The sequence below is a fragment of the Pantoea sp. y20 genome (assembly GCF_054903455.1).
The window spans coordinates 3,616,196-3,641,665 of sequence record NZ_CM142816.1 but is presented as its reverse complement, the minus strand read 5'-3'; the positions used below and the strand labels follow the sequence as shown (position 1 = coordinate 3,641,665).

19 protein-coding genes are annotated in these 25,470 nt (G+C 53.9%); 8 read left to right on the top strand and 11 right to left on the bottom strand.

Translation table 11 applies throughout. The features are described from left to right. Positions 1-72: 72 nt before the first annotated feature. The 4 genes from mzrA to ACYAC5_RS16765 form a co-directional block, all read right to left on the bottom strand. Positions 73-441, bottom strand: a complete 369-nt coding sequence (gene mzrA / locus ACYAC5_RS16780) for an EnvZ/OmpR regulon moderator MzrA (RefSeq protein WP_101762907.1) — start codon at positions 439-441, stop codon at positions 73-75. Beyond that, the gene (locus ACYAC5_RS16775) at positions 438-1,115 is read right to left on the bottom strand and encodes a DedA family protein (RefSeq protein WP_101762908.1); all 678 of its coding nucleotides are present in this window, start codon (positions 1,113-1,115) and stop codon (positions 438-440) included. The genes mzrA and ACYAC5_RS16775 overlap by 4 nt, the downstream gene beginning before the upstream one ends. Before the next feature lie 334 nt (positions 1,116-1,449). After that, entirely contained in the window at positions 1,450-2,223 is a 774-nt protein-coding gene (gene exuR, locus ACYAC5_RS16770; RefSeq protein ID WP_192412237.1) for a transcriptional regulator ExuR, read from the bottom strand. 88 nt (positions 2,224-2,311) lie between these two features. Beyond that, entirely contained in the window at positions 2,312-3,613 is a 1,302-nt protein-coding gene (locus tag ACYAC5_RS16765; protein WP_101762910.1) for an MFS transporter, read from the bottom strand. Positions 3,614-3,986: 373 nt separating this feature from the next. On the opposite strand from ACYAC5_RS16765, the gene uxaC reads away from it, so the two are divergent. Genes uxaC through ACYAC5_RS16750 form a run of 3 tightly spaced genes read left to right on the top strand, consistent with a single transcriptional unit; the run spans position 3,987 to position 8,348 of the window. Beyond that, positions 3,987-5,402, top strand: a complete 1,416-nt coding sequence (gene uxaC, locus ACYAC5_RS16760; protein WP_462062045.1) for a glucuronate isomerase — start codon at positions 3,987-3,989, stop codon at positions 5,400-5,402. 2 nt (positions 5,403-5,404) lie between these two features. Then, entirely contained in the window at positions 5,405-6,853 is a 1,449-nt protein-coding gene (locus ACYAC5_RS16755; RefSeq protein ID WP_462062044.1) for a tagaturonate reductase, read from the top strand. Between the two features lie 4 nt (positions 6,854-6,857). After that, positions 6,858-8,348, top strand: a complete 1,491-nt coding sequence (locus ACYAC5_RS16750; protein WP_462062043.1) for a UxaA family hydrolase — start codon at positions 6,858-6,860, stop codon at positions 8,346-8,348. Between the two features lie 42 nt (positions 8,349-8,390). Here the strand turns inward: ACYAC5_RS16750 and sstT are convergent, their stop codons facing one another. The 3 genes from sstT to ACYAC5_RS16735 all read right to left on the bottom strand — a co-directional run bounded on the left by sstT (position 8,391) and on the right by ACYAC5_RS16735 (position 12,100). Beyond that, positions 8,391-9,638, bottom strand: coding sequence for a serine/threonine transporter SstT (gene sstT / locus ACYAC5_RS16745; protein WP_101762914.1), 1,248 nt, complete (start codon positions 9,636-9,638; stop codon positions 8,391-8,393). 232 nt (positions 9,639-9,870) lie between these two features. Beyond that, positions 9,871-10,842 carry a TerC family protein gene (locus ACYAC5_RS16740; protein WP_008103489.1) on the bottom strand — a complete coding sequence of 324 codons (972 nt, stop codon included), beginning with the start codon at positions 10,840-10,842 and terminating at the stop codon, positions 9,871-9,873. A gap of 271 nt (positions 10,843-11,113) precedes the next feature. Further along, the gene (locus tag ACYAC5_RS16735; protein ID WP_192412319.1) at positions 11,114-12,100 is read right to left on the bottom strand and encodes a Gfo/Idh/MocA family protein; all 987 of its coding nucleotides are present in this window, start codon (positions 12,098-12,100) and stop codon (positions 11,114-11,116) included. 139 nt (positions 12,101-12,239) lie between these two features. On the opposite strand from ACYAC5_RS16735, the gene ACYAC5_RS16730 reads away from it, so the two are divergent. After that, on the top strand, positions 12,240-13,928 hold the full coding sequence (locus tag ACYAC5_RS16730) for a chloride channel protein (RefSeq protein WP_462062042.1): 1,689 nt from the start codon (positions 12,240-12,242) through the stop codon (positions 13,926-13,928). Here ACYAC5_RS16730 and ACYAC5_RS16725 read toward each other — a convergent pair. Further along, on the bottom strand, positions 13,925-14,425 hold the full coding sequence (locus ACYAC5_RS16725) for a M48 family metallopeptidase (RefSeq protein ID WP_101762916.1): 501 nt from the start codon (positions 14,423-14,425) through the stop codon (positions 13,925-13,927). The genes ACYAC5_RS16730 and ACYAC5_RS16725 overlap by 4 nt on opposite strands. Positions 14,426-14,506: 81 nt before the next feature. On the opposite strand from ACYAC5_RS16725, the gene rlmG reads away from it, so the two are divergent. After that, entirely contained in the window at positions 14,507-15,625 is a 1,119-nt protein-coding gene (gene rlmG / locus ACYAC5_RS16720; protein ID WP_309833052.1) for a 23S rRNA (guanine(1835)-N(2))-methyltransferase RlmG, read from the top strand. On the opposite strand, the gene ACYAC5_RS16715 is transcribed toward rlmG, so the two are convergent. From ACYAC5_RS16715 to ACYAC5_RS16705, 3 genes are all read right to left on the bottom strand, one after another. Further along, positions 15,626-17,629 (bottom strand): NADPH-dependent 2,4-dienoyl-CoA reductase, encoded by a 2,004-nt coding sequence (locus ACYAC5_RS16715; RefSeq protein ID WP_309833055.1) that lies wholly within the window; start codon positions 17,627-17,629, stop codon positions 15,626-15,628. A 322-nt stretch (positions 17,630-17,951) separates the two neighbouring features. Then, complete coding sequence (locus ACYAC5_RS16710; protein ID WP_192412225.1) at positions 17,952-18,575, bottom strand: response regulator transcription factor; 624 nt, start codon at positions 18,573-18,575, stop codon at positions 17,952-17,954. 99 nt (positions 18,576-18,674) lie between these two features. After that, positions 18,675-22,307: an ATP-binding protein gene (locus ACYAC5_RS16705; protein ID WP_309833057.1), complete on the bottom strand. Its 3,633-nt coding sequence runs from the start codon at positions 22,305-22,307 to the stop codon at positions 18,675-18,677. 480 nt (positions 22,308-22,787) lie between these two features. Between ACYAC5_RS16705 and ACYAC5_RS16700 the strand changes: the two genes are divergently transcribed. The 3 genes from ACYAC5_RS16700 (at position 22,788) to idnO (ending at position 25,465) form a co-directional block, all read left to right on the top strand. After that, the gene (locus ACYAC5_RS16700) at positions 22,788-23,489 is read left to right on the top strand and encodes a response regulator (protein ID WP_008103473.1); all 702 of its coding nucleotides are present in this window, start codon (positions 22,788-22,790) and stop codon (positions 23,487-23,489) included. Between the two features lie 170 nt (positions 23,490-23,659). Then, a complete protein-coding gene (idnD, locus tag ACYAC5_RS16695; protein ID WP_309833059.1) occupies positions 23,660-24,691 on the top strand; it encodes an L-idonate 5-dehydrogenase in 1,032 nt (343 codons plus the stop codon). 9 nt (positions 24,692-24,700) lie between these two features. Then, positions 24,701-25,465: a gluconate 5-dehydrogenase gene (gene idnO, locus ACYAC5_RS16690; protein ID WP_309833061.1), complete on the top strand. Its 765-nt coding sequence runs from the start codon at positions 24,701-24,703 to the stop codon at positions 25,463-25,465. The last annotated feature ends 5 nt before the right edge of the window (positions 25,466-25,470 follow it).

Sequence of the window (25,470 nt, the reverse complement as noted above, 5' to 3'; positions counted from 1 at the left end):
GAAAAAATTCAAAGAAGACGCGGGGATAGCGAGGATTAGCTCACCGCCTGGCTTAACGTCAGGCGGTGAAATTTAGCTAAAAATTGGGCGACTGGCGTCAGGATATTGCTGCGAAGCCTGCGGGCCAGCGGCGACGACAAAGCCTTGTGGCAACAGGCGCTTCAACACTTTTTGCGCCGCCAGGCTCTGTTCTTCATTCTCAAAATGAATCACCAGCGCATCGCCGGAGGGCGTAATACTTTTGATACGCACGCCCTGCGCAGAAAGTTGCTGATAAAGATAAAAACCATCGGGCAGATTGGTGCCGCTGTTGGCGACGCGGATCTGCACCACGGTTTCATGCTGCATCAAGGTCGGAACGAAACAGATCGCCAGCAGCGCCAACGCGCCACCCAGCGCCCAAGGCAGGAAACGCCTTGGGAATCCACGGAATGTGATCATGACTGTGAATTCCCGCTACGCGCAGACTGACGTTTACGCCAAATAACCACTAAAGAACCGACCAGGCCAACCACCAGCAGCACCAGCGGCAGCAGCATCAGGCACAACATCAGCTCATCTTCGTAACGACGGAAAATCGGCGTTTTACCCAGCGCGAAGCCCAGCACGGTAAGGATCAGCACCCACAGGAAGCCACTTACCCAGTTGAAGAACTGGAAGCGCGCATTACTCAGGCCAGAAAGCCCGGCGATGGTAGGGAGCAAGGTGCGAACGAAGGCAATAAAGCGACCCACCAGCAGTGCAGACAAGCCATGGCGATGGAACAATCGGTGGGCGCGTTGATGATATTGCGCGGGCAAGTGTGAAAGCCATTTTTGCACGGTAGGCGTATTACCGAGCCAGCGACCCTGAATGTAGCTCACCCAGCAGCCGAGGCTGGCGCCAGTGGTCAGAATCAGCAGCGTCAGCGGGAAACCCATGGTGCCTTTAGCAATCAAAACGCCGACCAAAATCAGTAAACTATCGCCCGGCAGAAAGGCGGCGGGCAGCAATCCATTTTCCAGAAACAGAATCATGAACAACACGCCATAAATGGCCCAAACCAACGTCGGGTCGGAGAGCATTTCGTAATCCTGCTGCCATAAGGCATGCAGCAATGCTTGCAAAATATCCATCAATCATTCCTGAACATCATTGTTAAACGTGCCCGTGAGGGGCTTAGGCGCAGACTGGCGTTGGTTATACATTTTAGATAAGCAGCCTGAGCAGGAGTTTCCGGATCCTTCCAGAATTGATTGTTAAATCAGCGACTTTTTAAAGCCCTGTCGCAAAGGGTAATAAAAGGGCGATAACTGTAACAAAAATAACGTTATCCAGACAGGGGAAAGTGCCTGCCGCACAGGAGTTTTACCTTTAGACGCAGGTGGTCAAAAGGAGCTTTACATGAGCTGACACTATTGCAGACTAACTGACTTTTTCAGCAACAAAACGCCTGAAAAATAAGCAGGATCAGCGTGGGTTTTCGCTACCTTCAGGCAGGATGACCGGATTTTCAGCAAACATGTAACGATCAACGTTAAATTCGAAATCATCGGTGGTGGCGTTAAACAGCATCTGCTTAGTATTTTCCAGATGTTGCCACATTGCCAGCTTACTGGCGGCGGGATCTTTGCGGATCAGGGCTTTGAGAATCTGGTCGTGATCGTCACACCAGCTGGTGATATTTTTGGCATCAATATGTTCGTGCAGCTTTAACCAGTAAGGATTGTGCAGACGGTGCAGCCACATCTTCTCGACAATCGCTGCTAAGGCGCTGTTCTGCGTCGATTGCGCAATGCGCACGTGAAACTCCATATCCCACGCCGAATCGCGCGAATGATCTTCCTGACGCGCTTTCTCCTGAATTGCCATCAATGCCACGATATCCTGGCGTGTCACCTGCGTGGCGGCAAACTCAGCCACGTTGCTTTCAATCAACTGGCGCGCCTGCAATAACTCGAAGGGGCCGAAATTAGCGAACTCCAGCTGGCTGGACGTTACCACGCGGTTCTGTTGCTGGCTGCTGATGACGTGAATGCCGGAACCTTTCCGCACCTCCACGTAACCTTCCACTTCCAGCATGATGATCGCTTCACGCACCACGGTACGGCTCACCTGCATCTCCTCCGCAATCAGACGCTCGGCAGGCAGTTTGTCGCCGACCCGATACTCGGCAGCTTCAATGCGGCGTTTGAGTTCGCTGGCGAGTTGTTGATAGAGGCGTCGTGATTCGGTCAGGTCCATTGCGCGGTCCGCTGTGGGAGAAAGTTGAGTTGTTATACCACTTCAGCCGCACAGAGGAAATGGGCTGGCCGATGCCAGCCCGGAAAGGTTAGGTGCGCACTGCAGCGGACTGCACCGCAGGCTGATCGTCGAGTTCAGAAACCGGCTGGTTTTTCAGCACCGTCCAGATAACCACCGCGCCTAGCAGATCAAACACCGCCAGCGCCGCGAACAGCGGGCTGAAGCCCAGCGTATCGGCCAGCGCACCGACCACCAACGCAAACAGGGTGCTCGCCGTCCAGGCCGCCATGCCGGTTAAGCCGTTGGCGGTAGCCACTTCGTTACGGCCAAATACATCCGAAGAGAGCGTGATCAGCGCGCCTGAAAGCGCCTGATGGGCAAAACCACCGACGCATAACAACCCAATCGCCACATACGGGCTGGTGAACAACCCGATGGTGCCTGGCGCAATCATTAACACCGCGCCCATGGTCACCACCAGTTTGCGTGAGACGATGAGATTGACGCCAAACCAGCGCTGAAACAGCGGCGGCAAGTAGCCACCGACGATGCAGCCGAGATCGGCGAACAACATCGGCATCCAGGCAAACATGGCGATCTCTTTCAGGTTGAAGCCGTACACCTTAAACATAAACAACGGGATCCACGCGTTAAACGTTCCCCACGCGGGTTCGGCGAGGAAACGCGGCAGCGCAATACCCCAGAACTGGCGATTGCGCAGGATCTGGCGTGCCGACATCTTCTTATTATTACCGGTTTGATGCTGCAACTCCTGGCCGGCAATGATGTAGTGACGCTCCTCATCGCTCAGCTTGGTTTGTTGTTTAGGATGCTTATAAAACACCAGCCAGCAGAGGGCCCACACCATGCTCAGCACGCCAGTAATAATGAACGCCATTTGCCAGCTGTGCGCCATGATCGCCCACACCACCAGCGGCGGAGCCAGCATTGCGCCAATCGACGAGCCCACGTTGAAATAGCCCACCGCCACCGAACGCTCTTTGGCAGGGAACCATTCGCTACTGGCTTTCAGGCCTGCGGGAATCATTGCTGCTTCGGCGGCACCCACCGCGCCGCGTGCCAGCGCAAAGCCGCCCCAACTGCCCGCCATCGCGGTTGCCGCACAGAAGATTGCCCACAGCACGGCAAACACTGCATAGCCTATTTTGGTGCCGAGCATGTCCAGCACATAACCGGCTACCGGCTGCATGATGGTGTAGCACGCCGAGTAGGCGGCGACGATATAAGAATATTGTTGCGTGGTGATACCCAACTGCGTTTCCAGCGTGGGCGCAGCGACGGCAATGGTATTGCGCGTCAGGTAACCGAGCACGGTGCCCAGCGTCACCAGCCCAATCATGTACCAGCGTAGCCCTTTGATCTTACGCATTATTAACCTCGTCCAGTCTGTCGTTGCGGTTTTACCGCTGTAGTTATCTGGAGCGGGAAGACGTGAACAGTGCTGTTCACTCCCGCAGTTCCTTGCCTATGCCATTAGTCCCGTTAGCAACGGAGCGAGAGGTTAACTTGTTATACCGCTTTAAAAGTTGAATGCCATCACATAAACCTTGCGGCCAGTGTGTGTTAGGGCTAAAGATCGTTAAAACAGCCATTTAATGCATTATCCGCAACATAATCGTCCATATACCCACAGTGAAACTGTCATTATTGTGAGTCGGATCGCAAATAATTTTGCCGCCCGTTTAAATTGGTATGATAACTTTTAGTTAAAAGCCATCTGGCTACAAAATGAGGAAGCAGGTATGTCGCGTTTTATGAGTGAGGATTTTCTACTCGACACCGAGTTCGCCCGTCGTCTGTACCACGACTACGCTAAAGACCAGCCGATTTTCGACTATCACTGTCACTTACCGCCGCAGCAGATTGCCGATAATTACCGCTTCACCAACCTCTATGACATCTGGCTGAAAGGCGATCACTACAAATGGCGTGCGATGCGCGCTAACGGCGTGCCGGAAGCGTTATGCACCGGCGATGCCAGCGATCGTGAGAAATTTAACGCCTGGGCGCGTACCGTGCCGCATACCATCGGCAATCCGCTCTATCACTGGACGCACCTCGAATTGCGCCGCCCTTTTGGCATCACCGATGTGCTGCTGAATGAGCAGAGCGCAGATCGCATCTGGCAGCAGTGCAATGAACTGCTGGCGCAGGACGCCTTCAGCGCGCGCGGCATCATGCAGCAGATGAAGGTGAAAATGGTCGGCACCACCGACGATCCGCTCGACGACTTACAGCATCACCGCAAGCTGGCGCAGGACAGCAGCTTTGACGTCAAAGTGCTGCCGAGCTGGCGTCCGGACAAAGCCTTTAACATTGAGCTGGAGAGTTTCCTGCCGTGGATTCAGCGCTTAGCGCAGGTCGCGGATGTTAACGTGCAGCGCTTTGACGATCTGCGCCGCGCCTTAAGCCAGCGACTCGATCACTTCGCCGCGCATGGCTGCAAAATTTCCGATCACGCGCTGGATGTGGTGGTGTTTGCGGAAGCGGATGACGCCACGCTGGATGGCATTCTGGCGCGCCGACTGCAAGGTGCAGCGCCTTCCGCTGAAGAGACGGCCCAGTTTAAAACCGCCGTGCTGGTGTGGCTCGGCAGCGAATATGCGCGTCGCGGCTGGGCGCAGCAGTATCACATTGGCGCGCTGCGCAACGCCAATCGCCGCCAGTTCGATAACCTCGGGCCGGATGTGGGCTTCGATTCGATTAACGATGCGCCGCTGGCGATTCCGCTGGCGCGTCTGCTGGATGCGCAGAACCGCAATAACGCGCTGCCCAAAACCATTCTTTACTGCCTCAACCCGCGCGACAACGAAGTGCTGGCGACCATGGCTGGCAATTTCCAGGGTGAAGGCGAACCCGGCAAGATGCAGTTTGGTTCGGCGTGGTGGTTTAACGATCAACTGGATGGCATGCAGCGGCAGATGACGCAGCTGGCGCAAATCGGCCTGCTGAGCCGCTTCGTCGGCATGCTAACCGACAGCCGCAGCTTCCTCTCTTACACGCGTCATGAATATTTCCGTCGTCTGTTGTGCCAGATGATCGGCAATTGGGTGGCGCGGGGCGAAGCGCCTGAAGACGAGGCGTTGTTAGGGCAGATGGTACAGAACATCAGTTTCAACAATGCGCGCGATTACTTCGGTATTGAGCTGGGAGCCTGATAATGCAGCGACTCAACCGTCACGATTTTCCTGGCGCGCACTACAGCGAGCGCGTTATCCAGTTTGGTGAAGGCAACTTCCTGCGCGCCTTTATCGACTGGCAGCTCGACTGGCTTAATCAGCATCACAATACCGATGCGGGCGTGGTGGTGGTGCGGCCGCGCAACCGCGTGGTGGAAGAGACGCTGAATCAGCAAGATGGCTTATACACCACGCTGATTCGCGGACTCAATGCGGCGGGCGAGCAGGTGAGTGAAGCCCGCCTGATCCGCAGCGTGAATCGTGAAATCCAGCCGTATCAGCAGTTTGATGCGTTTCTCGCGCTGGCACGCGCACCGCAAATGCGCTTTGTCTTCTCCAATACCACAGAAGCCGGCATTGCCTTTGCGGAGCAGGATCGGCTGGACGACACGCCCGCCTCATCCTTCCCCGGCAAGCTGACGCAGCTGCTGTGGGCGCGCTTCAACCATTTTGCCGGTGCCAGTGATAAAGGTTGGCTGGTGGTGCCCTGTGAACTGATCGATTACAACGGCGACACGCTGCGTGAGCTGGTGCTGCGCTACAGCCAGCATTGGCAGCTGCCGCCGGCGTTTGCCCGCTGGGTGCAGGATTACTGCGCGTTCTATAACACGCTGGTGGATCGCATTGTCACCGGTTATCCGGCGGATAGCGCGGCGATCGAAGCGTCATTAGGCTACGAAGATCGCTATCTGGTGGCGGGCGAAGTCTATTACCAGTTTGTGATTCAGGGACCAAATGCACTGGCGCAGGAGCTGCAGCTGCACGCGCTGGCACCGGAAGTGAAGCTGGTGGAGGACATCACACCGTACAAAGCGCAAAAGGTGGCGATCCTTAACGGCGCGCACACCGCGCTGGTGCCGGTGGCATTTCAGGCCGGGCTGGAGAGCGTGGGAGAGGCGATGGATGATGCGCAGATGGCTGGCTTTGTCGATGCGCTGCTGCGCGATGAGGTGATCCCCACGCTGGATCTGCCGCGCGACGAGCTGCACGCCTTTGCCGACGCGGTGCAGCGTCGCTTCCGCAATCCCTTTATCCGCCATGCGTTGCTCTCCATCGCCCTTAACGGCATGACCAAATTCCGCACCCGTTTGCTGCCGCAATTGTTGTTGTCGCAGCAGCAAAACGGGCAATGGCCTGTGCGGCTGACCTTCGCCTTTGCCGCGCTGCTGGCCTTTTATCGTGGTGCAGAGGGCAAACGTCACTGGCCGCTGCAGGACGACGAACAGTGGCTGCAGCGTTTCGCTGAACTGTGGTCAGCAGTAAATAACGATAAACAGACTCCAGAACAGTTGGTGCGTGCGGTACTCAGCGACGCCAATCACTGGGGCGAAGATCTCACTCAGCAGCCCGGATTAGTGGCTGCGGTCAGCCAACACCTGCAAAACATCATCGTCCACGGGATGCGGACGGCGTTGACACAACTGAGATAACGCTATGCAAGATGCCATTAGAATCCATTCACGCGACAACGTTGCTGTGGCGTTGCGCGATTTGCCAGCCAATACCCAGGTCGAAATCAATCAACAGGCGATCATCTTGCAGCAGGAGGTTGGGCGCGGCCATAAGTTTGCGCTGCAGCCTTTAGCCACCGACGCGCTGGTGATCAAATACGGTTTGCCGATCGCGCACGCCACTCAGCCGATTGCGGCCGGCGAGATCATTCACTCCAGCAATGCGCGCACCAACCTAAGCGACGTGGATGAGTATGACTATCAACCCGATTTTCTCGATCTGCCGCCGCAAGCTGGCGATCGCGACGTGCAGATCTATCGTCGCGCCAGCGGGGAAGTGGGCATCCGTAATGAGTTATGGATCCTGCCCACCGTGGGCTGCGTCAACGGCATCGCGCGGCAAATCCTGACGCGCTTTATGAAAGAGACCAATGACGCCGAAGGCATTGACGGCGTGCATCTGTTCAGCCATCCGTTTGGCTGTTCGCAGCTTGGGCAGGATCACGAGAACACCCGCACCATGTTGCAGAACATGGTGCGCCATCCCAATGCCGGCGCGGTGCTGGTGATTGGGCTTGGCTGCGAGAACAATCAGGTTGATGTGTTTCGTGAAACGCTCGGTGGCTTCGATAGCGAACGCGTGCAGTTCATGGAGTGCCAGAAGCAGGATGATGAAGTGGAAGCGGGGCTGGAACGTCTGCACGAACTCTATCGTGCCATGCGCGCGGATCAGCGTCAGCCGGGCAAACTCAGCGAGCTAAAGTTTGGTCTGGAGTGCGGTGGTTCGGATGGTTTTTCCGGCATCACCGCCAATCCTATGCTGGGCTGTTTCTCCGACCAGATGATTGCCAACGGCGGCACCACGGTGCTGACCGAAGTGCCGGAGATGTTTGGCGCAGAGCGCATTTTGATGAGTCGCTGCCGCGATGAAGCCACCTTTGAAAAAACCGTGGCGATGATAAATGACTTCAAGCGCTACTTTATCGATCACCAGCAGCCGATCTATGAAAATCCATCACCCGGCAACAAAGCGGGCGGCATCACCACGCTGGAGGAGAAGTCGCTCGGCTGTACGCAGAAGGCCGGACAAAGTCAGGTGGTGGATGTGCTGAAGTACGGTGAGCGCCTGCATACACCGGGACTGAATCTGTTAAGTGCGCCGGGCAACGATGCGGTTGCAACCAGCGCGCTGGCGGGCGCTGGCTGTCATATGGTGCTGTTTACCACCGGACGCGGCACGCCGTACGGCGGTTTTGTGCCGACGGTGAAGATCGCCACCAATACGCAGCTCGCCGAGAAGAAGCCGCACTGGATCGATTTTAATGCCGGGCGTTTGCTTGAAGGGATGAGTATGGCGGAGATGCTGGCGGACTTCGTCGATATGATTGTGGCGATTGCCAATGGCCAACCCGCGCGCAACGAAACTAATGATTTTCGCGAGTTAGCCATCTTTAAAAGCGGTGTGACCTTGTAAAACCAGGTCGCCATGAATGGCGACCTATTCAAAAACCTTACCTTACTCCGATTCTGACACCGTACGACGCGGCTGGCGCTCGGCTTCGGCCTGGCATACGGCCGCGGTAAACAGAATATCCGTCGAGGAGTTCAGCGCGGTCTCGGCGGAATCCTGCAGCACGCCAATAATAAAGCCCACCGCTACTACCTGCATCGCCAAATCATTCGGAATACCAAACATGTTGCAGGCTACCGGGATCAGCAGCAGCGAACCGCCGGCCACACCGGATGCGCCACAAGCACACAGTGACGCCACCAGACTCAACAGAATGGCGGTTGGAACATCCACCGCAATACCCAGCGTATGTACTGCCGCCAGTGTCAACACGGTGATGGTGATGGATGCGCCAGCCATGCTGATGGTGGCACCCAGCGGGATCGACACGGAATACGTGTCTTCATCCAGATTGAGACGTTTCGCCAGCGCCATATTGACCGGAATGTTAGCCGCTGAACTGCGGGTGAAGAACGCGGTGACGCCACTTTCACGCATGCAGGTAAACACCAGCGGATACGGGTTGCGGCGAATCTTCTGGAACACCAGCATTGGGTTGATTACCAGCGCCATAATCAGCATGCAGCCGAGCAGCAGCGCCAGCAGATTGGCGTATTCCCACAGCGCGTCAAAGCCGGTTGAGGCGAGGATGGAAGCCACCAGACCAAAAATCCCCAGCGGCGCACAGCGGATCACACAGCGCACGACCCAGGTCGCGGCATTGGACGCGTCGTTAAGAAACGCTTTGCTGCTTGGGCTGGCATGACGAAACGCCAGCCCCAATCCCAGCGCCCACACCAAAATACCGATGTAGTTGGCGTTCATCAGCGCTTCAATCGGGTTCGACACCATGCTCATCAGCAAACCGTGCAGCACTTCGGTAATACCCGACGGCGGCGTAATTTGCGTGGCGCCGACGTTCATCGACAGCGTCTGAGGGAACAGATGGCTGAAGATCACCGCCACAACCGCAGCAAAGAACGTGCTGAGCAGATACAGCATGATAATCGGGCGGATATTGGTTTTTTGTCCCTGCTGATGGTTAGCGATCGAAGAGATTACCAGCACCAAAACCAACAGCGGCGCGACGGCTTTTAGCGCACGCACGAACAGCTCACCCAGCAAGCCAACGGCCAGTGCGGCATCGCGTGAGAACCACGCCAGCGCCACGCCCGCCACCAGGCCGATCATGATTTGTTTTACCAGGCTTCCTGCGAACAGTGCGCCCAGACGTCCAATAAAGTTGTTTTGCATATCACAGTCTTTTTATATTCGCGGTCATGAGTATTGTGCGCGGTTCCACCACGCACAACGGTTTGCCCGGCGGAGTATAAGGAAAAGAGCTTATGAGGAAAGAGATAATTCTGTGCATGCGCAGCAGATCGGTTTTTTGATCTGCTGATGATGGGAAGTGTGACAGATATATAAAAGGTGAAGGTTGCCACTGGCGAAACAAAGCAGGGGCGATTAGCGCCCCTGCAGAAGATTATGGTGAGATCTTCTTCTGGTCGTTTCTGTGGTTTACCCAGGCGTTGATCAGCAGCGTACCGCCGAGAATTACACCCACCACCGTCAGCGAGATGCCGACGGGAATGTGATAGAACTCGACAATCAGCATTTTGATACCGATAAACACCAGCACAATCGCCAGGCCATATTTCAGCATCGAGAAACGCTCCGCCACGTTAGCCAGCAGGAAGTACATGGCGCGCAGGCCAAGAATCGCGAACAGGTTGGAAGTCAGCACAATGAACGGATCGGTGGTCACCGCGAAGATCGCGGGAATGCTGTCCACGGCGAAAATCACATCGCTTAGTTCAACCATGATCAGCACCAGCAGCAGCGGCGTAGCAAACAGCACACCGTTTTTGCGGGTGAAGAACTTCTCGCCGTCCAGACTATCGGTCATGCGCAGATGTTTACGCAGCCAGCGCACCACCGGTTTGTCGCCCACCGTGCTGTCATCTTCCTCTTTCGCCAGCGCCATTTTCAGGCCGGTGAACAGCAGGAAGGCGCCGAACACGTAAAGGATCCAGCTGAACTGAGTAACCAAATAGCTGCCAGCAAAGATCATGATGGTACGCAGCACAATTGCGCCCAATACGCCATAAATCAGCACGCGGCGCTGCAGGTTGGCCGGTACAGCGAAGTAGCTAAACAGCATCAGCCAGACAAAGACGTTATCCACCGCCAGCGCTTTCTCTAAAACGTAGCCAGTGAGGAAAGCGAGGGTTTGCGCGGTGGCGACTTCACGTCCGGCGGTGCCGTCGAGATACCACCAGAAGGCGGCGCTGAACAGCAGTGAAACTGACACCCAAATCAGCGACCAGACCGCTGCTTGTTTGAATGACATGGTCTGTGCGCCGCGTCGGCCCTGTAATAGCAGGTCGATCGCCAGCATGATGAGCACTACGACAGCGAAGCTGCCCCAAAGTAACGGTGTGCCAACTGAGTGCATAGTCGTATCCTTTTCCAGAAATAAAAAAGCGGCTGAAGTCAGAAGACGTCAGCCGCTTTGATCGTGCTGCAAGCAAACCTCGCCTTCCGGCAAGGTCTCACTTACAACTCAGAATAGATTCCGGGTTGCCTGACGACCGGATGCGTAACGCATATTGCGTGGCGCATCGTAATGACGATCAATCAGCGTAGAAGTTACTCCCCTTTGCAGCGCTAAACATACGGAGTTCGATAATCGCTTTCAAGAGGGCTCTGGAAATGTTTTGCAATATTTACACTTCAGTCTGATCCGCCGGGAATACCACGCCGGTCTGGCGACGGATTTCCGTGAGCAGTTGCGCCGTAATACGTGAGTTTTCTAAGGCCGCATGCTCAACTTCACCGGCTTCCACCAATTTGGCGAAGGTTTCGGCTTCATACAGCATGGTATTGATGTGCTGCGGCTGCGTCAGGTTTTGGCTCTCGCCACCGCGCGGGATAAAGCGCAGTTGCTGGCACTCGGAGATCTTTTCAATCACCAGCGATCCCGCTTCGCCCTGAATTTCACTCGGGATCAGTGAATCGCTGACCTTTGAGTGCAGCAGCGTGACATCAAAATCGCCGTAGCCCAGCACCACCACGCCATGCGCATCAACGCCACTTTCCAGCAGGGAAGCTTGCGCCTTGACCTGCTGTGGCGCACCCCATAAGGTGACAGCGGCGGCAAGGCAGTAAAAGCCGATATCCATCATCGAGCCATTCGACCAGCGAGGATTAAAGGTATTCGGGTTCTCGCCATCCAGATAGCGCTGATAACGCGAGGAATACTGGCAATAGTTGATCAAGGCTTTACGCAGTTTGCCCAATTGCGGCAGCGTTTTTTGCAGTTGCAGGAAGGTGGGCAGGCTGGCGGTTTTAAAGGCTTCGAACAGCACCACCTGATGCTGGCGCGCGCAGGCAATCATCGCCTCGGCTTCACGCAGGTTAGACGCCATCGGCTTCTCGCAAATCACATGCTTGCCATGTGACATAAACAGTATCGCCTGTTCACTGTGCAGCGCATTCGGACTGGCGATATACACCGCATCGATCTCACTGCTGGCGGCAAGCTCATCCAGAGAGGTGAAGGTCAGCTTGCAGGGATAATCCACCACAAACGCGTCGGCCTGCTGCTGATTACGCGAATAGACGCCGCTCAGCTTCATTTTGCCGGTTTCATGCGCGGCGTCGATAAACTGGCGGGTAATCCAGTTGGTTCCCACGATGGCGAAACGAATCACGTGCTGCTCTCCTGCTAAAGTAAAACGGCAGAGTAACATGTTCATCTGAGCGCCAGGCAGGCGAAATTTGATCCTGAGATCCGCATTCCAATATGATGATGCCGCACAACTTTTTAACCGACTTAGCGGGGACGCGCGGGTGAGTGGAAGTAAACATGCTCTGAACTGGACCACATTACTGATCGCCATCCCCGTTGGATGTGTGGCCTCGCTAGTGACGCTGGCCTTTCGCGGCGTAATTGAATTGATCAATTATCTGCTGTTCAACAGTGACAGTGAAATCACCGTGGCGATGCATGTCTGGCCATGGATCTTCTGGCCGCTGCTGGTGGGCGCGGGCGGCGTATTGGCCGGTTTTTTCCTGCGCTATGCGGTGGCGATTGAGAAACAGGAAACGGTGCAGACCGATTATCTGGAGGTGATCAACGCGCGGCTCGATGCGGTACCAACCAAAACCTCGCTGTTCCGTGCGCTGTCATCGATGGCCAGCATCGGCAGCGGCGCGTCGATTGGTAAAGAGGGGCCGATGGTGCAGCTATCGGCGCTTAGCGGCAGTTTAATTGGGCGCTGGCTGCCGAAATCGCTGAATCTGCGTAACAGCGATATCGTGGCGATGGCCGCTGCTGCCGGGCTTTCATCGGTGTATCACGCCCCGTTGGCGTCGGCGATATTTGTCGCGGAGATCGCTTTTGGCATCTCGGCGCTGCAACGCTTGATTCCGCTAATTGTCTCGTCGGCGGTGGCGGTGATGACCATGTGGTCGCTGGGTTTTCGCAGCGCGCTATATCCGTTATCCGAAGCGCTATTCCAGATGGATATCAGCAGTTTGCTGATGACGTTGCTGATTGGTTTTGTCGCCGGTATCGCCGGCTGGCTGCTGATCAAACTGATTGCGCGCAGCAAGGCGCTGTTTGGCCGCGTGCGTTCGCTGCCGCTGCGGCTCGGCACCGGTGGATTAGCGGTGGGCTTTTTGGCGCTGATCTCCACCGATATTCTCGGTAACGGTTACGAAGTGATCGTGAAAATCATTGATGGCCAATATCTACTGATGGGATTACTGGGATTGCTGGTGCTAAAAACGCTGGCGACCACGCTGTCGGTGGGTTCCAACGCGGTGGGCGGGCTGTTTACCCCTTCCTTATTGATCGGCGCACTGCTCGGCGTGGCGCTGGCGCAGATGGGTGTGATGCTGCATTTACCGGTCGGCAATACTTTGCTGTATGCGGCCATCGGCATGGCGGCGGTGCTGGCGGCGGTCAGCCAGGCACCGTTAATGGCGATGCTGATGGTGCTTGAGATGACGCTGAATAGTAGCCTGCTGTTCCCGATTATGATCGCGTCAGTGCTGGCCTCGATGGTGGTGTATCGCCTGCAATCATCCAGCACTTATCCGGTGGTGAGCAGCCATTTCAGTCGTTCCGAAGCCAAGTATGATTTCGATAACATGCGTGTCGATCAGTTGATCATTCCCGGCGCGGCGTTGCAGCCAGAAGAGTCAGTAGGTCAGGCGCTGGCGGTGAGCTCGCTCAAGCGGGAACGTTATGTCTATGTGATTAATAGTGAAGGGCAATTTCTCGGCGTGGTGTCGATACACGATATCTCACGCAAGGTGTTGTCGCAGGAGATCACGCTGCATTCGCCAGTCAGTAGCGTGATGGACAATAACTTTCCCTGCATTTATCAGAATCAAAGCATGCGCGAAGGCTGGGAAGCCTTTGCCCGCGTCACGCTTGAACGCCTGCCGGTGCTAAATAATCCGCAGGAGCGCCGTTTTATGGGCGCACTGACCAAAACCAGCCTGATCCAAAAAGCGCAGGAGTTTCTTTAAGCCGCGTTGCCGCGCATCGCCTGATCGGTCATCCACAAGCGGGCGTCAAATTCCAGCTGGTGATAATCCGGTTCCATGTGGCAGCAGAGTTGGTAAAACGCTTTGTCGTGCTCTTTCTCTTTCAGGTGTGCCAGCTCGTGCACCACGATCATGCGCAAAAACGCTTCCGGTGCGAGGCGGAAGAAAGTGGAGATGCGAATCTCCGCTTTGGCTTTTAGATTGCCGCCTTGCACGCGCGAAATCGCCGTGTGCAGCCCCAACGCGTGCTTCATCACCTTGATTTTATTGTCCCAAATCACTTTGCTCACCGGCGGTGCGCTGCGCATATAGCGGTTTTTCAGCGCCTGCGTGTAATCATAGAGCGCGCGGTCGCTGACGATATTGTGCGTATCGGGATAGCGTTGCTGGAGAAAGGCCCCTAAGCGCTCATGTTCGATCAGCGTCTGAACCTGCTCGAGGATGTTTTCAGGGTAGCCCTGCAGATAGATTAATGACATTGGGATTCCCGGCGAAAGACAGTATACTGCGCCCCCTTTTTAGGGCGAAAATCGCGCAAAGTGTACCACGCCGGAGATTCCATGAGCCAACTTGAACTGACCAATCGCACGCTGACGCTGCACCGCTTCCCGCCAATGCGTGAGGAAAGCCCGCTACAGGCGTGGGATTCCGCCGATGAATACCTGTTGCAGCAAGCGCTGCCTGAGGGACCGGTTTTGGTGTTCAACGACAGCTTTGGCGCGCTGACTTGCGGGTTGGGAGCACGTCCGGTGTGGCACGTCAGCGATTCGCTGCTGAGCGAACAGGCGGCAAAACAGAATCTGCGACTCAATGAGATGGATGAAGATCAGGTGCATTTTCTCGATAGCCTGGCGCCATTGCCGGCCGCACCGGCGGTGGTGATGATCAAAATCCCCAAAGCGCTGGCGCTGCTCGAGCATCAACTGCGTGCACTGCGCGAAGTGGTCACGCCGGACACGCTGATTCTGGCGGCGGCGAAGGCCAAAGATATTCACAACTCCACGCTGCAACTGTTCGAGCGCATCCTCGGCGAGAGCAAAACCTCGCTGGCGTGGAAAAAAGCGCGTCTGATTTACAGCCGCTTCACTGCGCCGCAATTAGCGGATCAGCCCGCCACCACCGTTTGGCCGCTGGATGATTCTGAGTACCAGATCCACAATCACGCCAACGTGTTTTCCCGCGCGTCGCTGGATCTGGGCGCACGCTTCTTTATGCAGCATCTGCCTTTTGACATTGAAGGTGAGATTCTCGACCTGGGTTGTGGCAACGGCGTGATTGGCTTGCTGGCACTGGAACAGAACCCAAACGCGGACGTGCTGTTTTATGATGAATCCTACATGGCGGTGGCATCAAGCAAACTGAACGTGGAAGTGAACCGTCCGCAGGATATGGCGCGCTGTCAGTTTCGCGTTAACAACGTGCTGAGTGGCTTCCCGTCCGATCGCCTGCACGCGGTGCTGTGCAATCCACCATTCCATCAGCAGCACGCGGTGACCGATCATCTGGCATGGCAAATGCTGCGTGATGCGAAACGCTGCCTGCAGTATGGCGGCGAGTTGCGCATCGTCGGCAACCGCCACCTCGGTTATCACGTCAAAATGAAAAAGCTGTTTGGCAACTGCGAGCTGGTGGCGTCCAACGCCAAGTTCGTGGTACTGCGTTCGGTCAAACTGCGCTAATTACACACTCAGCGCCAGTTCGGTCGCCTGAGCGATAGCGCGGCGAGCATCCAGCTCCTGCGCCACATCCGCACCCCCAATCACACGTACGGATTTGCCACGCGCGCTGAGCTGGTCCGCCAGCAGGCGCAGCGGTTCCTGCCCGGCACAAATCACCACGTTATCTATCGGCAGCGTCATCGCTTCGCCCTGATGGCGCAGATGTAATCCGGCGTCATCAATCTGCAAATATTCGACGTCGCCCCACATCTGCACGCCGTGCGCCTGCAAGCTGGCGCGGTGGATCCAGCCGGTGGTTTTCGCTAAGCCTGCGCCCGGCTTGCCGGATTTGCGCTGCAGCAGCCAGATTTGCCGATCGGCGGGCTGTGGCTGTGGCGCAATCAAACCGCCTCGCGCCTGCAGGCTGCGGTCGATGCCCCAGCTTTGGTAAAAATCGTCATGGCTGGTTTGATGCAGCAGAAACTCGGCGGTATCAAAACCAATGCCGCCCGCGCCGATAATCGCCACGCGTTTTCCCACCGGTTTTTTATCGCGTATCACATCAAGGTAGCTCAGCACGCTGGGATGATCGATGCCAGGAATCGTCAGCTGGCGCGGCAAGATACCGGTAGCGATGATTACTTCGTCAGCGGCTGCCAGTTCGTCAGCGCTGACGCGATGTTCCGTTTTAATCGTTACGCCTGCGGCAGCAAGTTGGTAACGGAAATAGCGCAGCGTTTCACTGAATTCAGCTTTGCCGGGAATCTGTCGGGCGATATTAAACTGCCCACCAATTTGCGCATCGGCCTCGTAAAGCGTGACCTGATGGCCGCGCTGCGCCGCCTGCAGCGCGAACGCCATACCCGCGGGTCCCGCACCCACCACCGCCAGCTGTTTCGGTTGCTTGGTGGCAATCACCGGCATCAGCGTTTCGTGGCAGGCGCGCGGATTCACCAGACAAGAGGTGATTTTGCCAACAAAGATTTGATCGAGGCAGGCCTGATTACAGGCAATGCAGGTGTTGATGGCATCGGGCTGGCCGGTTTCGGCTTTACGGACGAAAGCCGCATCGGCGAGGAAAGGGCGCGCCATCGAGACCATATCAGTGATGCCATCACGCAAAAGCTGTTCAGCGACATCGGGATGGTTGATGCGATTGGTGGCGATGACCGGCACCGATACGCGCTCGCGCAGGTGCTGCGTGACCCAGGCAAAACCAGCACGCGGCACGCAGGTGGCGATGGTGGGAATGCGCGCTTCATGCCAGCCAATGCCGCTGTTAAACAGCGTAACGCCGCACTGCTCCAACGCTTGCGCCAGTGAAAGCGTCTCTTCCAGCGAGCTGCCGTTATTGACCAAATCGAGCATCGACAGGCGGAAGATAATGATGAAGTCGCTGCCGACGGCATCACGCACCGCTTGCGTCACCGCTAACGCGAAGCGCTGGCGTCGCGTCACATCGCCGCCCCAGTCATCCTCACGCTGATTGGTGTGCGCCACCAGAAACTGGTTAATCAGATAACCTTCCGAGCCCATGATCTCCACGCCGTCATAGCCGGCCTGTTGCGCCAGTTTGGCGCAGTGCGCGAAGTCCTGAATGGTTTGCTGAATATCCGCATCGCTGAGCGCTTGTGGCGTAAAAGGATTGATCGGCGCCTGTAATGCCGATGGGGCAACCAGGTCACGCTGATAGCTGTAGCGCCCGGCATGCAGAATTTGCAGCGCGATTTTCCCGCCTTCTGCATGCACCGCATCGGTGATGATACGGTGCCAGTTGCACTGACTTTCCTGGTTGAGGATCGCTCCGCCTTGTGCCACCACGCCTTGCGGATTGGGCGCGATACCGCCAGTGACAATCAGCGCCACGCCTTCACGCGCTCGCTCAGCGTAAAAAGCGGCCAGACGCTCTGCGCCCTCAGCGTGTTCTTCCAGTCCGGTATGCATCGAACCCATCAGGAAACGATTTTTAAGCTGGGTGAAACCCAAATCCAGCGGGGCGAACAGGTGGGCATAATGCTCAGACATAATCACATACTCAGAGAGTGGTCGGATGAGTGAACTCTAGCGGGATTTTGCAGGGAAGGAAGTGTGTGGCGTTCAGCCTGTGAGAAGTATCAAAAAAAAGCAGGGCGGTAAGTCGCAGACGAAAGTATCGGACTTCTTTCGGCAGGCACGGGAAGAAACCTACTCGCCCTGTAATAGCATGAAGAAGGGGCTAATAAATTAGCTCTGTGGTTATTAATTCCTTTATAACTCAATCTTTTTAAAAACTGTCCGGGGTTAGGACAAGGCATATCATGCCACGCCATAACGTTATTAATCAGCAAGACTAGTCTTGATTTTTCTTTCAACAAGCCCCATTGCGACGTGCAAGTTCGATGATATCAACCAGGTTTTTTGACTCGAGTTTTTGGAATATCTTTGTTTTATAAGTGCTGATTGTTTTATTATTTAATCCCAATTCGCAAGCGATGGTTTTATTGGACTTCCCCTGTGCGAGCTGTCGCAAAATTAAATTTTCACGGTCAGTCAGGCGAGAAAGCATATCTTGCTCATTCGCATAACGCTGACGTTTATCCAGAATGTCGCCCGGTAGATAATTCACATTATTAGAAACGCAGCCAATGGCGGCGATCAGTGTTTGAATGGGATCGTAAGTTGACACGAACCCATTCGCACCCTGGCTAAGTGACTGTATAGAAAGGTGGTTATTGCCATCCTGACTAATCAGTATGACTTTCATCCACGTCTTTGATTTGACGATATCGCGTAAAAATGCGATGCCATTTTTTTCTTTAAAGTCAGGATCTAATATTAGTATGTCGATGTGGTGATGAATGATATCATCAATACCATCGTTAATTGTGTGCGCAGTAGTGACACAATTAAAGCCATTCATTAATAATAAAGCCTGCACGCCGGCGGCAACCAAACGATGCTCATCAACGATGAGGATTTTTGCATTAAACATATCTCTCCCTTTAACGGCACCGTAATGATGACGTTGACGGCCATTATGTCCGGCAGATTAATAGGGCGAACCGAGAAATGTCTCGATAAGATTATGATTCTATAAATCTTGATGATTTTTCAGGCGATGTTTCTCAAATTCTTGCAAGGATTCATTAACACGTTTCATTTCCTCGACAATCTGCTGAATTAACGCTTGCGGATCGAGGGCTTCTTCGCGGTGTTTCTCCAACTTGCGGCCCAGTTCAGTCAACGTTGGAGCATTTAGCATTGCTGCTCCTCCTTTTAATTTGTGACCCAGCTTTGACAGGGCGCTGGCATCATCGGTTTGCTGAAGTGATACCAACAACTCATCGTGGCTGGTTCGTATGCTGTTGAGTAACACCAGACAACCTTCACTATCCTGTTCGGCCAGTTGTGTTAACAGCTGTGGGAAGGAGGAGATACTCGCTGCCGGCGGGGCCTGGATTTCGGGTTTTATGGCGCTACGCCGGGTACAACGTGCAACCTGAGCAAGTAAGCTCTCTAAATCCAGCGGCTTGAAAAGACAATCGTTCATTCCCGCCTGAAGGCAGCGTTGCATAATATGCTGCTCAGCCGATGCAGTCAGGCCGAATAGCATGATCGGTGTTAACTGATGCTCATGCTCGTATAGACGCAGCGCTTCAGCGAACTGAAAGCCGTTCATGCCCGGCATATTACAGTCTGTGATGATGAGGTCGAAACGTAATGGATCCTGCTGCCATAATGTCAGTGCTTCTGCCGCACTTTCACTCACCATGACTTGATGGCCAGCCAGTTCAAGCTGTTTCCCAAGCAGTAATCGGTTGGGTGCGTGATCGTCGATGATCATCACGGAGAGCTTGTCGGAGATCAGCGGCTGCGACAAATGAGGCTGTGTTTGATCCTGCGGTTCCCCGGGCAAGGCACGGAAATAAAAAGAGAACACCGCGCCTTCCCCTGGCGCACTTTCCACAATCAGCTCACCATCCAGTAAATGCGCCAGATTACGACAAATGCTTAATCCTAATCCGGTGCCAATTTGCTGCTGCTGACGATCGCCCACCTGCACAAAAGGTTCGAAGATGGCGTGCTGTTGGTCTTCCGTCATGCCACAACCTTGATCGCTAACTTCGATCACGAATTCACAACCGTCCTCCTCCTGCGCAATGCCCTGCATGAGCACAACAGTGACAGTGCCGTAATCGGAAAACTTAATGGCGTTGCTCAATAGATTGGAGAGAATTTGATTCAGCATCAATGGGTCTGTTTTCACCCAGTAAGCAGCAATATCCATCTCTACCCGCAGTTCAAGTCCCTTAATCTCTGCTTTATTACGGAATAGCGTAACCGCTTGATCGAGAACATCAGGAAGGTAGACCGTTTCTAACGTTGGTTGATAAAGGCCGGACTCGATTTTCGACAAATCGAGAATATCGCCAATCAATGACAGCAACGCGCGTGCCGAATGGTACGCAACACGGATGTTCTCTGAGAGTGAATCAGCCGGTTGCAAGCGAGTTTCGAGCTCCAGTAAGCCAATCATGGCATGCAGTGGCGTGCGGATTTCATGGCTCATGCTGGCAAGAAATTCACTTTTGGAGCGGTTGGCTTTATCAGCCACATCTTTGGCGAGTTGTAACTCCTGCAGCAGCGCATTGCGTTCAGTGACATCCAGCCAGCCCCCAATAACACCTGCGACATCACCGTGCCGATCGCGAAACGGCAGTATCCAGTGATAAAGCTGGAATGTTCGCTGTTCAAAATCCATATGTATGTCGCGCATGACGGCTTCGCCATCCACTAAGGTTTTTTGATAGCCATCTTCAATACTGTGAATACTGGCGTTATTGCCAGTGAGAACGTCCGACAGTCGTTTACCGATGACATCTTCTCGCTGGAAATCCATAAAACGTAGGTAGGCATTGTTGCAATCCACTAATCGGGTTTGTTTGTCGCGGATATACATGGCAACGGGCGAGTCATTGAAGAGTGTATGGGTGAAATTGAGCTGATTTTTCAATGCATTTTCAGCCTGAATACGCTGCTGAATAACCTTCCGCAGATGACGGTTCCACAGCAAAATAAGGGCTATTAATCCGGTCGAGACCGACACAATCAGCAAGATAACTTGTTTGTAACTCTGCCATGAAGCACTGAGGAACGGCATCTCTGACTGACGCCAATGTGCCAGCAACTTGAACATGGTTTCGGGAGGAATCGCGATCAAGGCTTTATTGAGAATGCTAATCAGCGTTTCATTACCGGGTTCAACACGCATGACAAAACGTGCCGGGTCTGCACCCAACGTGGTTTCAATAATCAGGTCATCTGCGTAATGGTTGTGGAGCAGATAATCCACAAAAATCTTTGGCATCACTACCGCATCAATTTCATGCGCCTGCAATTCACGCAAGGCCTGCAAAGGATCATTGATATAGGCGAGGTTCAGATGGGGATAATGCAGAAGCATCCAATCCTTCATCTGCCGATTGTTCAGCATGAGAGCCGAGCCAAAGGGAAAAGGATCCCGAGCCATAATATTCCGAGGGCGTTTATGGCGAATAATGACCCAGTGTGAAACCAGCCATGGGCGGGTTATTAACTGAGGGGGCATATCCGGGGTAAGCATCTCAAGCGCATACAGATGTGGAAAATGCTTATCGGTTTGGTTACGTCCACTTTCTTCCTGAACTTCTGAATTAAATGTAATGCCACTTTGGTTGGCTATCAGATCTAAAACATCAATGATCATGCCGCGAAACGGCATGCTTCCGTTGCGACTGCTGAGTGGAGCGAGGGTTTGCGGTAGTGCGGTGTTAATACGCGGGTGTGCCTGTAGCCATTTCTCCTCTTCATGCTTGAGTGCAAGCGGATTACGCTGCAGCACATGGTACGTATCCAGTTGCCAGCGCTTCGCTATCTGCATGCGAATAGAGAGAGGAATTTGTGTTAAGGCAAAATTAATCGCTTCGGCAAGTTGTGGATAACGCGGGCTAATGCCAAAGCTGAAATTCATCGGAATAGCGTGGTTATCTTTGGTTATTTCCAGCCCATTTGCGAACATGAAGCGATTAAGGTGTGTAAGTGTGGCGGCATTGCCCCATACACGCTCTGTTTGGCCAAATGCTGTTGCTGCGACAGCATCGTAGTAACCAGGAAAGCGAACTAAAAGGTCGCTCTTAAAAGTCTCTTCTAAATGTGCACGCATCAACGCTGAACCAGACCAGGCCATGCGATTGGGTTCATCAATTTTTAATGGAGCGTTCTGCCCAGACTTAAAACCGATCGCTGCATAATCCAGCATCCAGGGGTCGCTGGCGATCAAGGTTTGCGGCTCTGATACTGAGGGGGGTTCTACATAGATCGCTAATAGTTGCATTTCTCCGCTGGTTACGGCTTCCTGGGCCGCGCTATGGCTGGCGTAATAATGGATTTCTATTGTGGTATCCAGCATATTCTGAATCAGAGAGAGATAATCCGCACTCACGCCTTCGAATCGTCGCGTATCTATATCCATAAAAAGGGGCGGTTGTGGTTGCCCAGCGACAGCAACTTTGAGAACGTGATGACGAAACTCCGAAGAGATTGGTTCAGCCAGTTGTAAAGCAGGTTGAGCTACATCATATCGCGCCAGTAATTGCAGTTTTTTCTCTGATGCTATTAATGAACATGAAACTAAAGCCAGAAAAAATAAGGCCAACAAGCGAAAAGTAGTAAGATTAATTAGCACGCTGCCTTCTTAAGGTATCCATTAATATCTATTGGGACCAGGGATTATAAAGATATTATTATCTTTCGCTCGTTCTATTCTTTTACTGTTGAAATTTTGCGACCATTCTCAAATATTTGATTTTTAGCGAAAGAGAGAGGGTGATGACGATGTAACTATATGATGTTCATTTCTTAGCTTATTCAGTTGGTTAGATTGCTCCTTTTCTTTCAAGACAATTCTTATGTGGTCTTGTTAAGGAGTTAAGTCAGACTTTTCCCACTTTTACGTGAGCAGGCAAGTAAGAATCTATCACGGAAAAATATAAACCTAAAAGGGGTATATGAAAATGACCGCTATTAGGGTGACGCTATCGATTTAGAATTCTGATGTTGTGAAGGCTATTTTTCACAGCTGTTGTAATCGACACCATTTATTTATTGAAGCGGGTGTGATAGTCAGAATTGGACAAAGTTAATGCTGTAATAAAGGAATAAATAAATGGTATATGCACATAATAAACAAGTGCGTGTGGCTGTCCTTGATGATCACCCCATGGTTCGTACCGTTTTCGAGTTGTGTTTAAAACATGAGCCCGATATTCATTTGGTGGGAACCTGGGCTTCAAGTAATGAATTATTTAATCAGCTAAGAAGTACCGTAGTTGATGTGCTGGTACTGGATTTCCTGCTGGGTGAACGTGAACTGGATGGTTTGGCGCTGGTGAAGCAACTGCGTAATCATTATCCCCAGCAAAAAATTCTGATCTCTTCTTCAATGGAGAGTCCGGCCATCGTCAAAATGGTGTTAAGCGCAGGCGTGAAGGGCTTTATTGGTAAAAGCCACAATATGCAGGAAATTACCCATGCGATTCGTCAGGTGGCGCAGGGCCGTTTGTTCTTGTCTAAAGAAGTCGCTTACGAGGTTGAAAATCTCTATGTCATGAGCGAAGAGTCGCTGGATGACAGCCTCGATTTCAGCAGCAAAGGCAATATGTATGAGAAGGTGAAAACCCTCAGCCCGCGTGAAGTTGAAGTGGTGCGCTGTTTTCTCGATGGTTTGAGCGTGTCGCAAATTGCCGTGAAGTTTAAACGCAGTCGTAAAACCGTGAGCGGGCAGAAACAATCGGCGCTGAAAAAGCTCGGTTTACGTTCGGATTCTGAGCTGTTCAAATACAGCCATGACCTGATGTCAGGCTATTAATTCTCTTCACAGGCGGCCACTTACGGCCGCCTGTTTCCTCTTCGGCATCGCAGACTTCACGTTCCAGGTAACAGCTTTCCGTAACATGTCTTTAGGTGATGTTCATCACAGTTTTAAGCCGCATAACCCGGTCTGATGGCCCCCATTGCTACAGCACTTATGGGGACGTTATGAATATCGAAACGCAATCCGGCGTGATCACTGGAAAAAAACAAGTCAGCGTTGCGCAGCAGCAGGTGAAATGGGACGGCAAAGGTACGCTGGTGCGTATCACGCGTGGCGGCATTTGTGGATCCGATCTGCATTACTATCAGGAAGGCAAGGTCGGCAGTTTCGAGATCAAAATGCCGATGATCCTGGGCCACGAAGTGATTGGTTATGTGGTGGAGAGCGACAATCCAGCTCTTAAACCCCAACAAAAAGTCGCGGTAAATCCCTCTAAGCCTTGTGGCGCGTGCAAATATTGCCAGCGCGATCAGGAAAACCAGTGCACCACCATGCGCTTCTTCGGCAGCGCCATGTATGTGCCGCACGTTGATGGCGGTTTTACCCAATACAAAGTGGTGGATAGCGCGCAATGCGTGCCGTTCCCGCAGGATGCTGATGAAACGGTCATGGTGTTCGCTGAGCCGCTGGCGGTGTGTATTCACGCCACGCAGCAGGCAGGTGATCTTAACGGCAAGCACGTGTTTATCTCAGGCGTGGGTCCGATTGGCTGCCTGATTGCGGCGGCGGCCAAAGCGCGCGGCGCGGCCTCCATTTTGTGCAGCGATATCAGCGAACGTTCACTGGAGATGGCGCTGCAGATGGGCGCAAGTGAGGTGATTCATGCCGCCGACGGCGATTTCGCGCCCTATCTTGCCGACAAAGGCTATTTCGATGTGGCGTTTGAAGCCTCCGGCCATCCTTCTTCGCTGCAGCGCTGCCTTGATGTGGTATGCGCCAAAGGCACGCTGGTGCAGGTTGGCATGGGCGGCACCATTCCCAATTTCCCGATCATGGCGCTGATTGCCAAAGAGATTAATCTGGTCGGTTCCTTCCGCTTCACTCATGAATTCAACACCGCCGTCGAATGGCTGGCCACCGGCGTGGTAAACCCGTTGCCGCTGTTCAGCGGTGAGTATGCCTTGCAGGATATCGATGCCGCGCTGCAGTTTGCCGGCGATAAAACCCGTGCCGCTAAAGTCCAGTTAACCTTTTAAGGAGCAGTGATGAGCCAGTTATTTTCCCTCAAAGGCAAGCGTGTGCTGCTGACCGGTTCGGCGCGCGGCATTGGATATCTGCTGGCGCGCGGCCTGGCGGAAGCCGGTGCTGACGTGATCGTCAACGCCACCACGCACGAAGGCGCAGAGAAGGGCGCGGCGCAGCTGCGTGAGTTGGGCTTACGCGCGCACGCCAAAGCGTTTGATGTCACGCAATCGGCGCAGGTAAAACAGGCGGTAGATGAGATCGAAGCGGAGTGGGGCGCGATTGATGTGCTGGTGAATAATGCTGGCATCCAGCGTCGTCGGCCGTTCCTTGAATTCCCGGAGCAGGACTGGAATGACGTCATCGCGGTCAACCAGACCGCCGTATTCCTGGTTTCGCAAACCGTGGCGAAAAAAATGGTCGAGCGTCAGCAGGGTAAAATCATCAATATCGGTTCGATGCAGAGCGAATTAGGGCGCGACACCATCACGCCTTACGCGGCCTCCAAAGGCGCGGTGACTATGCTGACGCGCGGCATGTGCGTGGAGTTGGCGCGTCACAATATTCAGGTGAACGCCATTGCGCCGGGCTATTTCGTCACGGAGATGACTCAGGCGCTGGCTGACGATCCTGCCTTTACCGGCTGGCTAACCAAGCGCACGCCAGCCGCTCGCTGGGGCAAACCGGAAGAGCTGATTGGCGCGGCAGTGTTCCTTGCTTCCAGTGCATCGAACTTCGTTAACGGGCATCTGCTGTTCGTTGACGGTGGCATGCGCGTCGCCGTGTGATGACC

What these genes read in the sequence shown, in the direction of transcription:
- mzrA (WP_101762907.1), bottom strand. Translation starts at nt 441, where the DNA reads ATGATCACATTCCGTGGATTCCCAAGGCGTTTCCTGCCTTGGGCGCTG.
- ACYAC5_RS16775 (WP_101762908.1), bottom strand. Translation starts at nt 1,115, where the DNA reads ATGGATATTTTGCAAGCATTGCTGCATGCCTTATGGCAGCAGGATTAC.
- exuR (WP_192412237.1), bottom strand. Translation starts at nt 2,223, where the DNA reads ATGGACCTGACCGAATCACGACGCCTCTATCAACAACTCGCCAGCGAA.
- ACYAC5_RS16765 (WP_101762910.1), bottom strand. Translation starts at nt 3,613, where the DNA reads ATGCGTAAGATCAAAGGGCTACGCTGGTACATGATTGGGCTGGTGACG.
- uxaC (WP_462062045.1), top strand. Translation starts at nt 3,987, where the DNA reads ATGTCGCGTTTTATGAGTGAGGATTTTCTACTCGACACCGAGTTCGCC.
- ACYAC5_RS16755 (WP_462062044.1), top strand. Translation starts at nt 5,405, where the DNA reads ATGCAGCGACTCAACCGTCACGATTTTCCTGGCGCGCACTACAGCGAG.
- ACYAC5_RS16750 (WP_462062043.1), top strand. Translation starts at nt 6,858, where the DNA reads ATGCAAGATGCCATTAGAATCCATTCACGCGACAACGTTGCTGTGGCG.
- sstT (WP_101762914.1), bottom strand. Translation starts at nt 9,638, where the DNA reads ATGCAAAACAACTTTATTGGACGTCTGGGCGCACTGTTCGCAGGAAGC.
- ACYAC5_RS16740 (WP_008103489.1), bottom strand. Translation starts at nt 10,842, where the DNA reads ATGCACTCAGTTGGCACACCGTTACTTTGGGGCAGCTTCGCTGTCGTA.
- ACYAC5_RS16725 (WP_101762916.1), bottom strand. Translation starts at nt 14,425, where the DNA reads ATGTCATTAATCTATCTGCAGGGCTACCCTGAAAACATCCTCGAGCAG.
- rlmG (WP_309833052.1), top strand. Translation starts at nt 14,507, where the DNA reads ATGAGCCAACTTGAACTGACCAATCGCACGCTGACGCTGCACCGCTTC.
- ACYAC5_RS16715 (WP_309833055.1), bottom strand. Translation starts at nt 17,629, where the DNA reads ATGTCTGAGCATTATGCCCACCTGTTCGCCCCGCTGGATTTGGGTTTC.
- ACYAC5_RS16710 (WP_192412225.1), bottom strand. Translation starts at nt 18,575, where the DNA reads ATGTTTAATGCAAAAATCCTCATCGTTGATGAGCATCGTTTGGTTGCC.
- ACYAC5_RS16700 (WP_008103473.1), top strand. Translation starts at nt 22,788, where the DNA reads ATGGTATATGCACATAATAAACAAGTGCGTGTGGCTGTCCTTGATGAT.
- idnD (WP_309833059.1), top strand. Translation starts at nt 23,660, where the DNA reads ATGAATATCGAAACGCAATCCGGCGTGATCACTGGAAAAAAACAAGTC.
- idnO (WP_309833061.1), top strand. Translation starts at nt 24,701, where the DNA reads ATGAGCCAGTTATTTTCCCTCAAAGGCAAGCGTGTGCTGCTGACCGGT.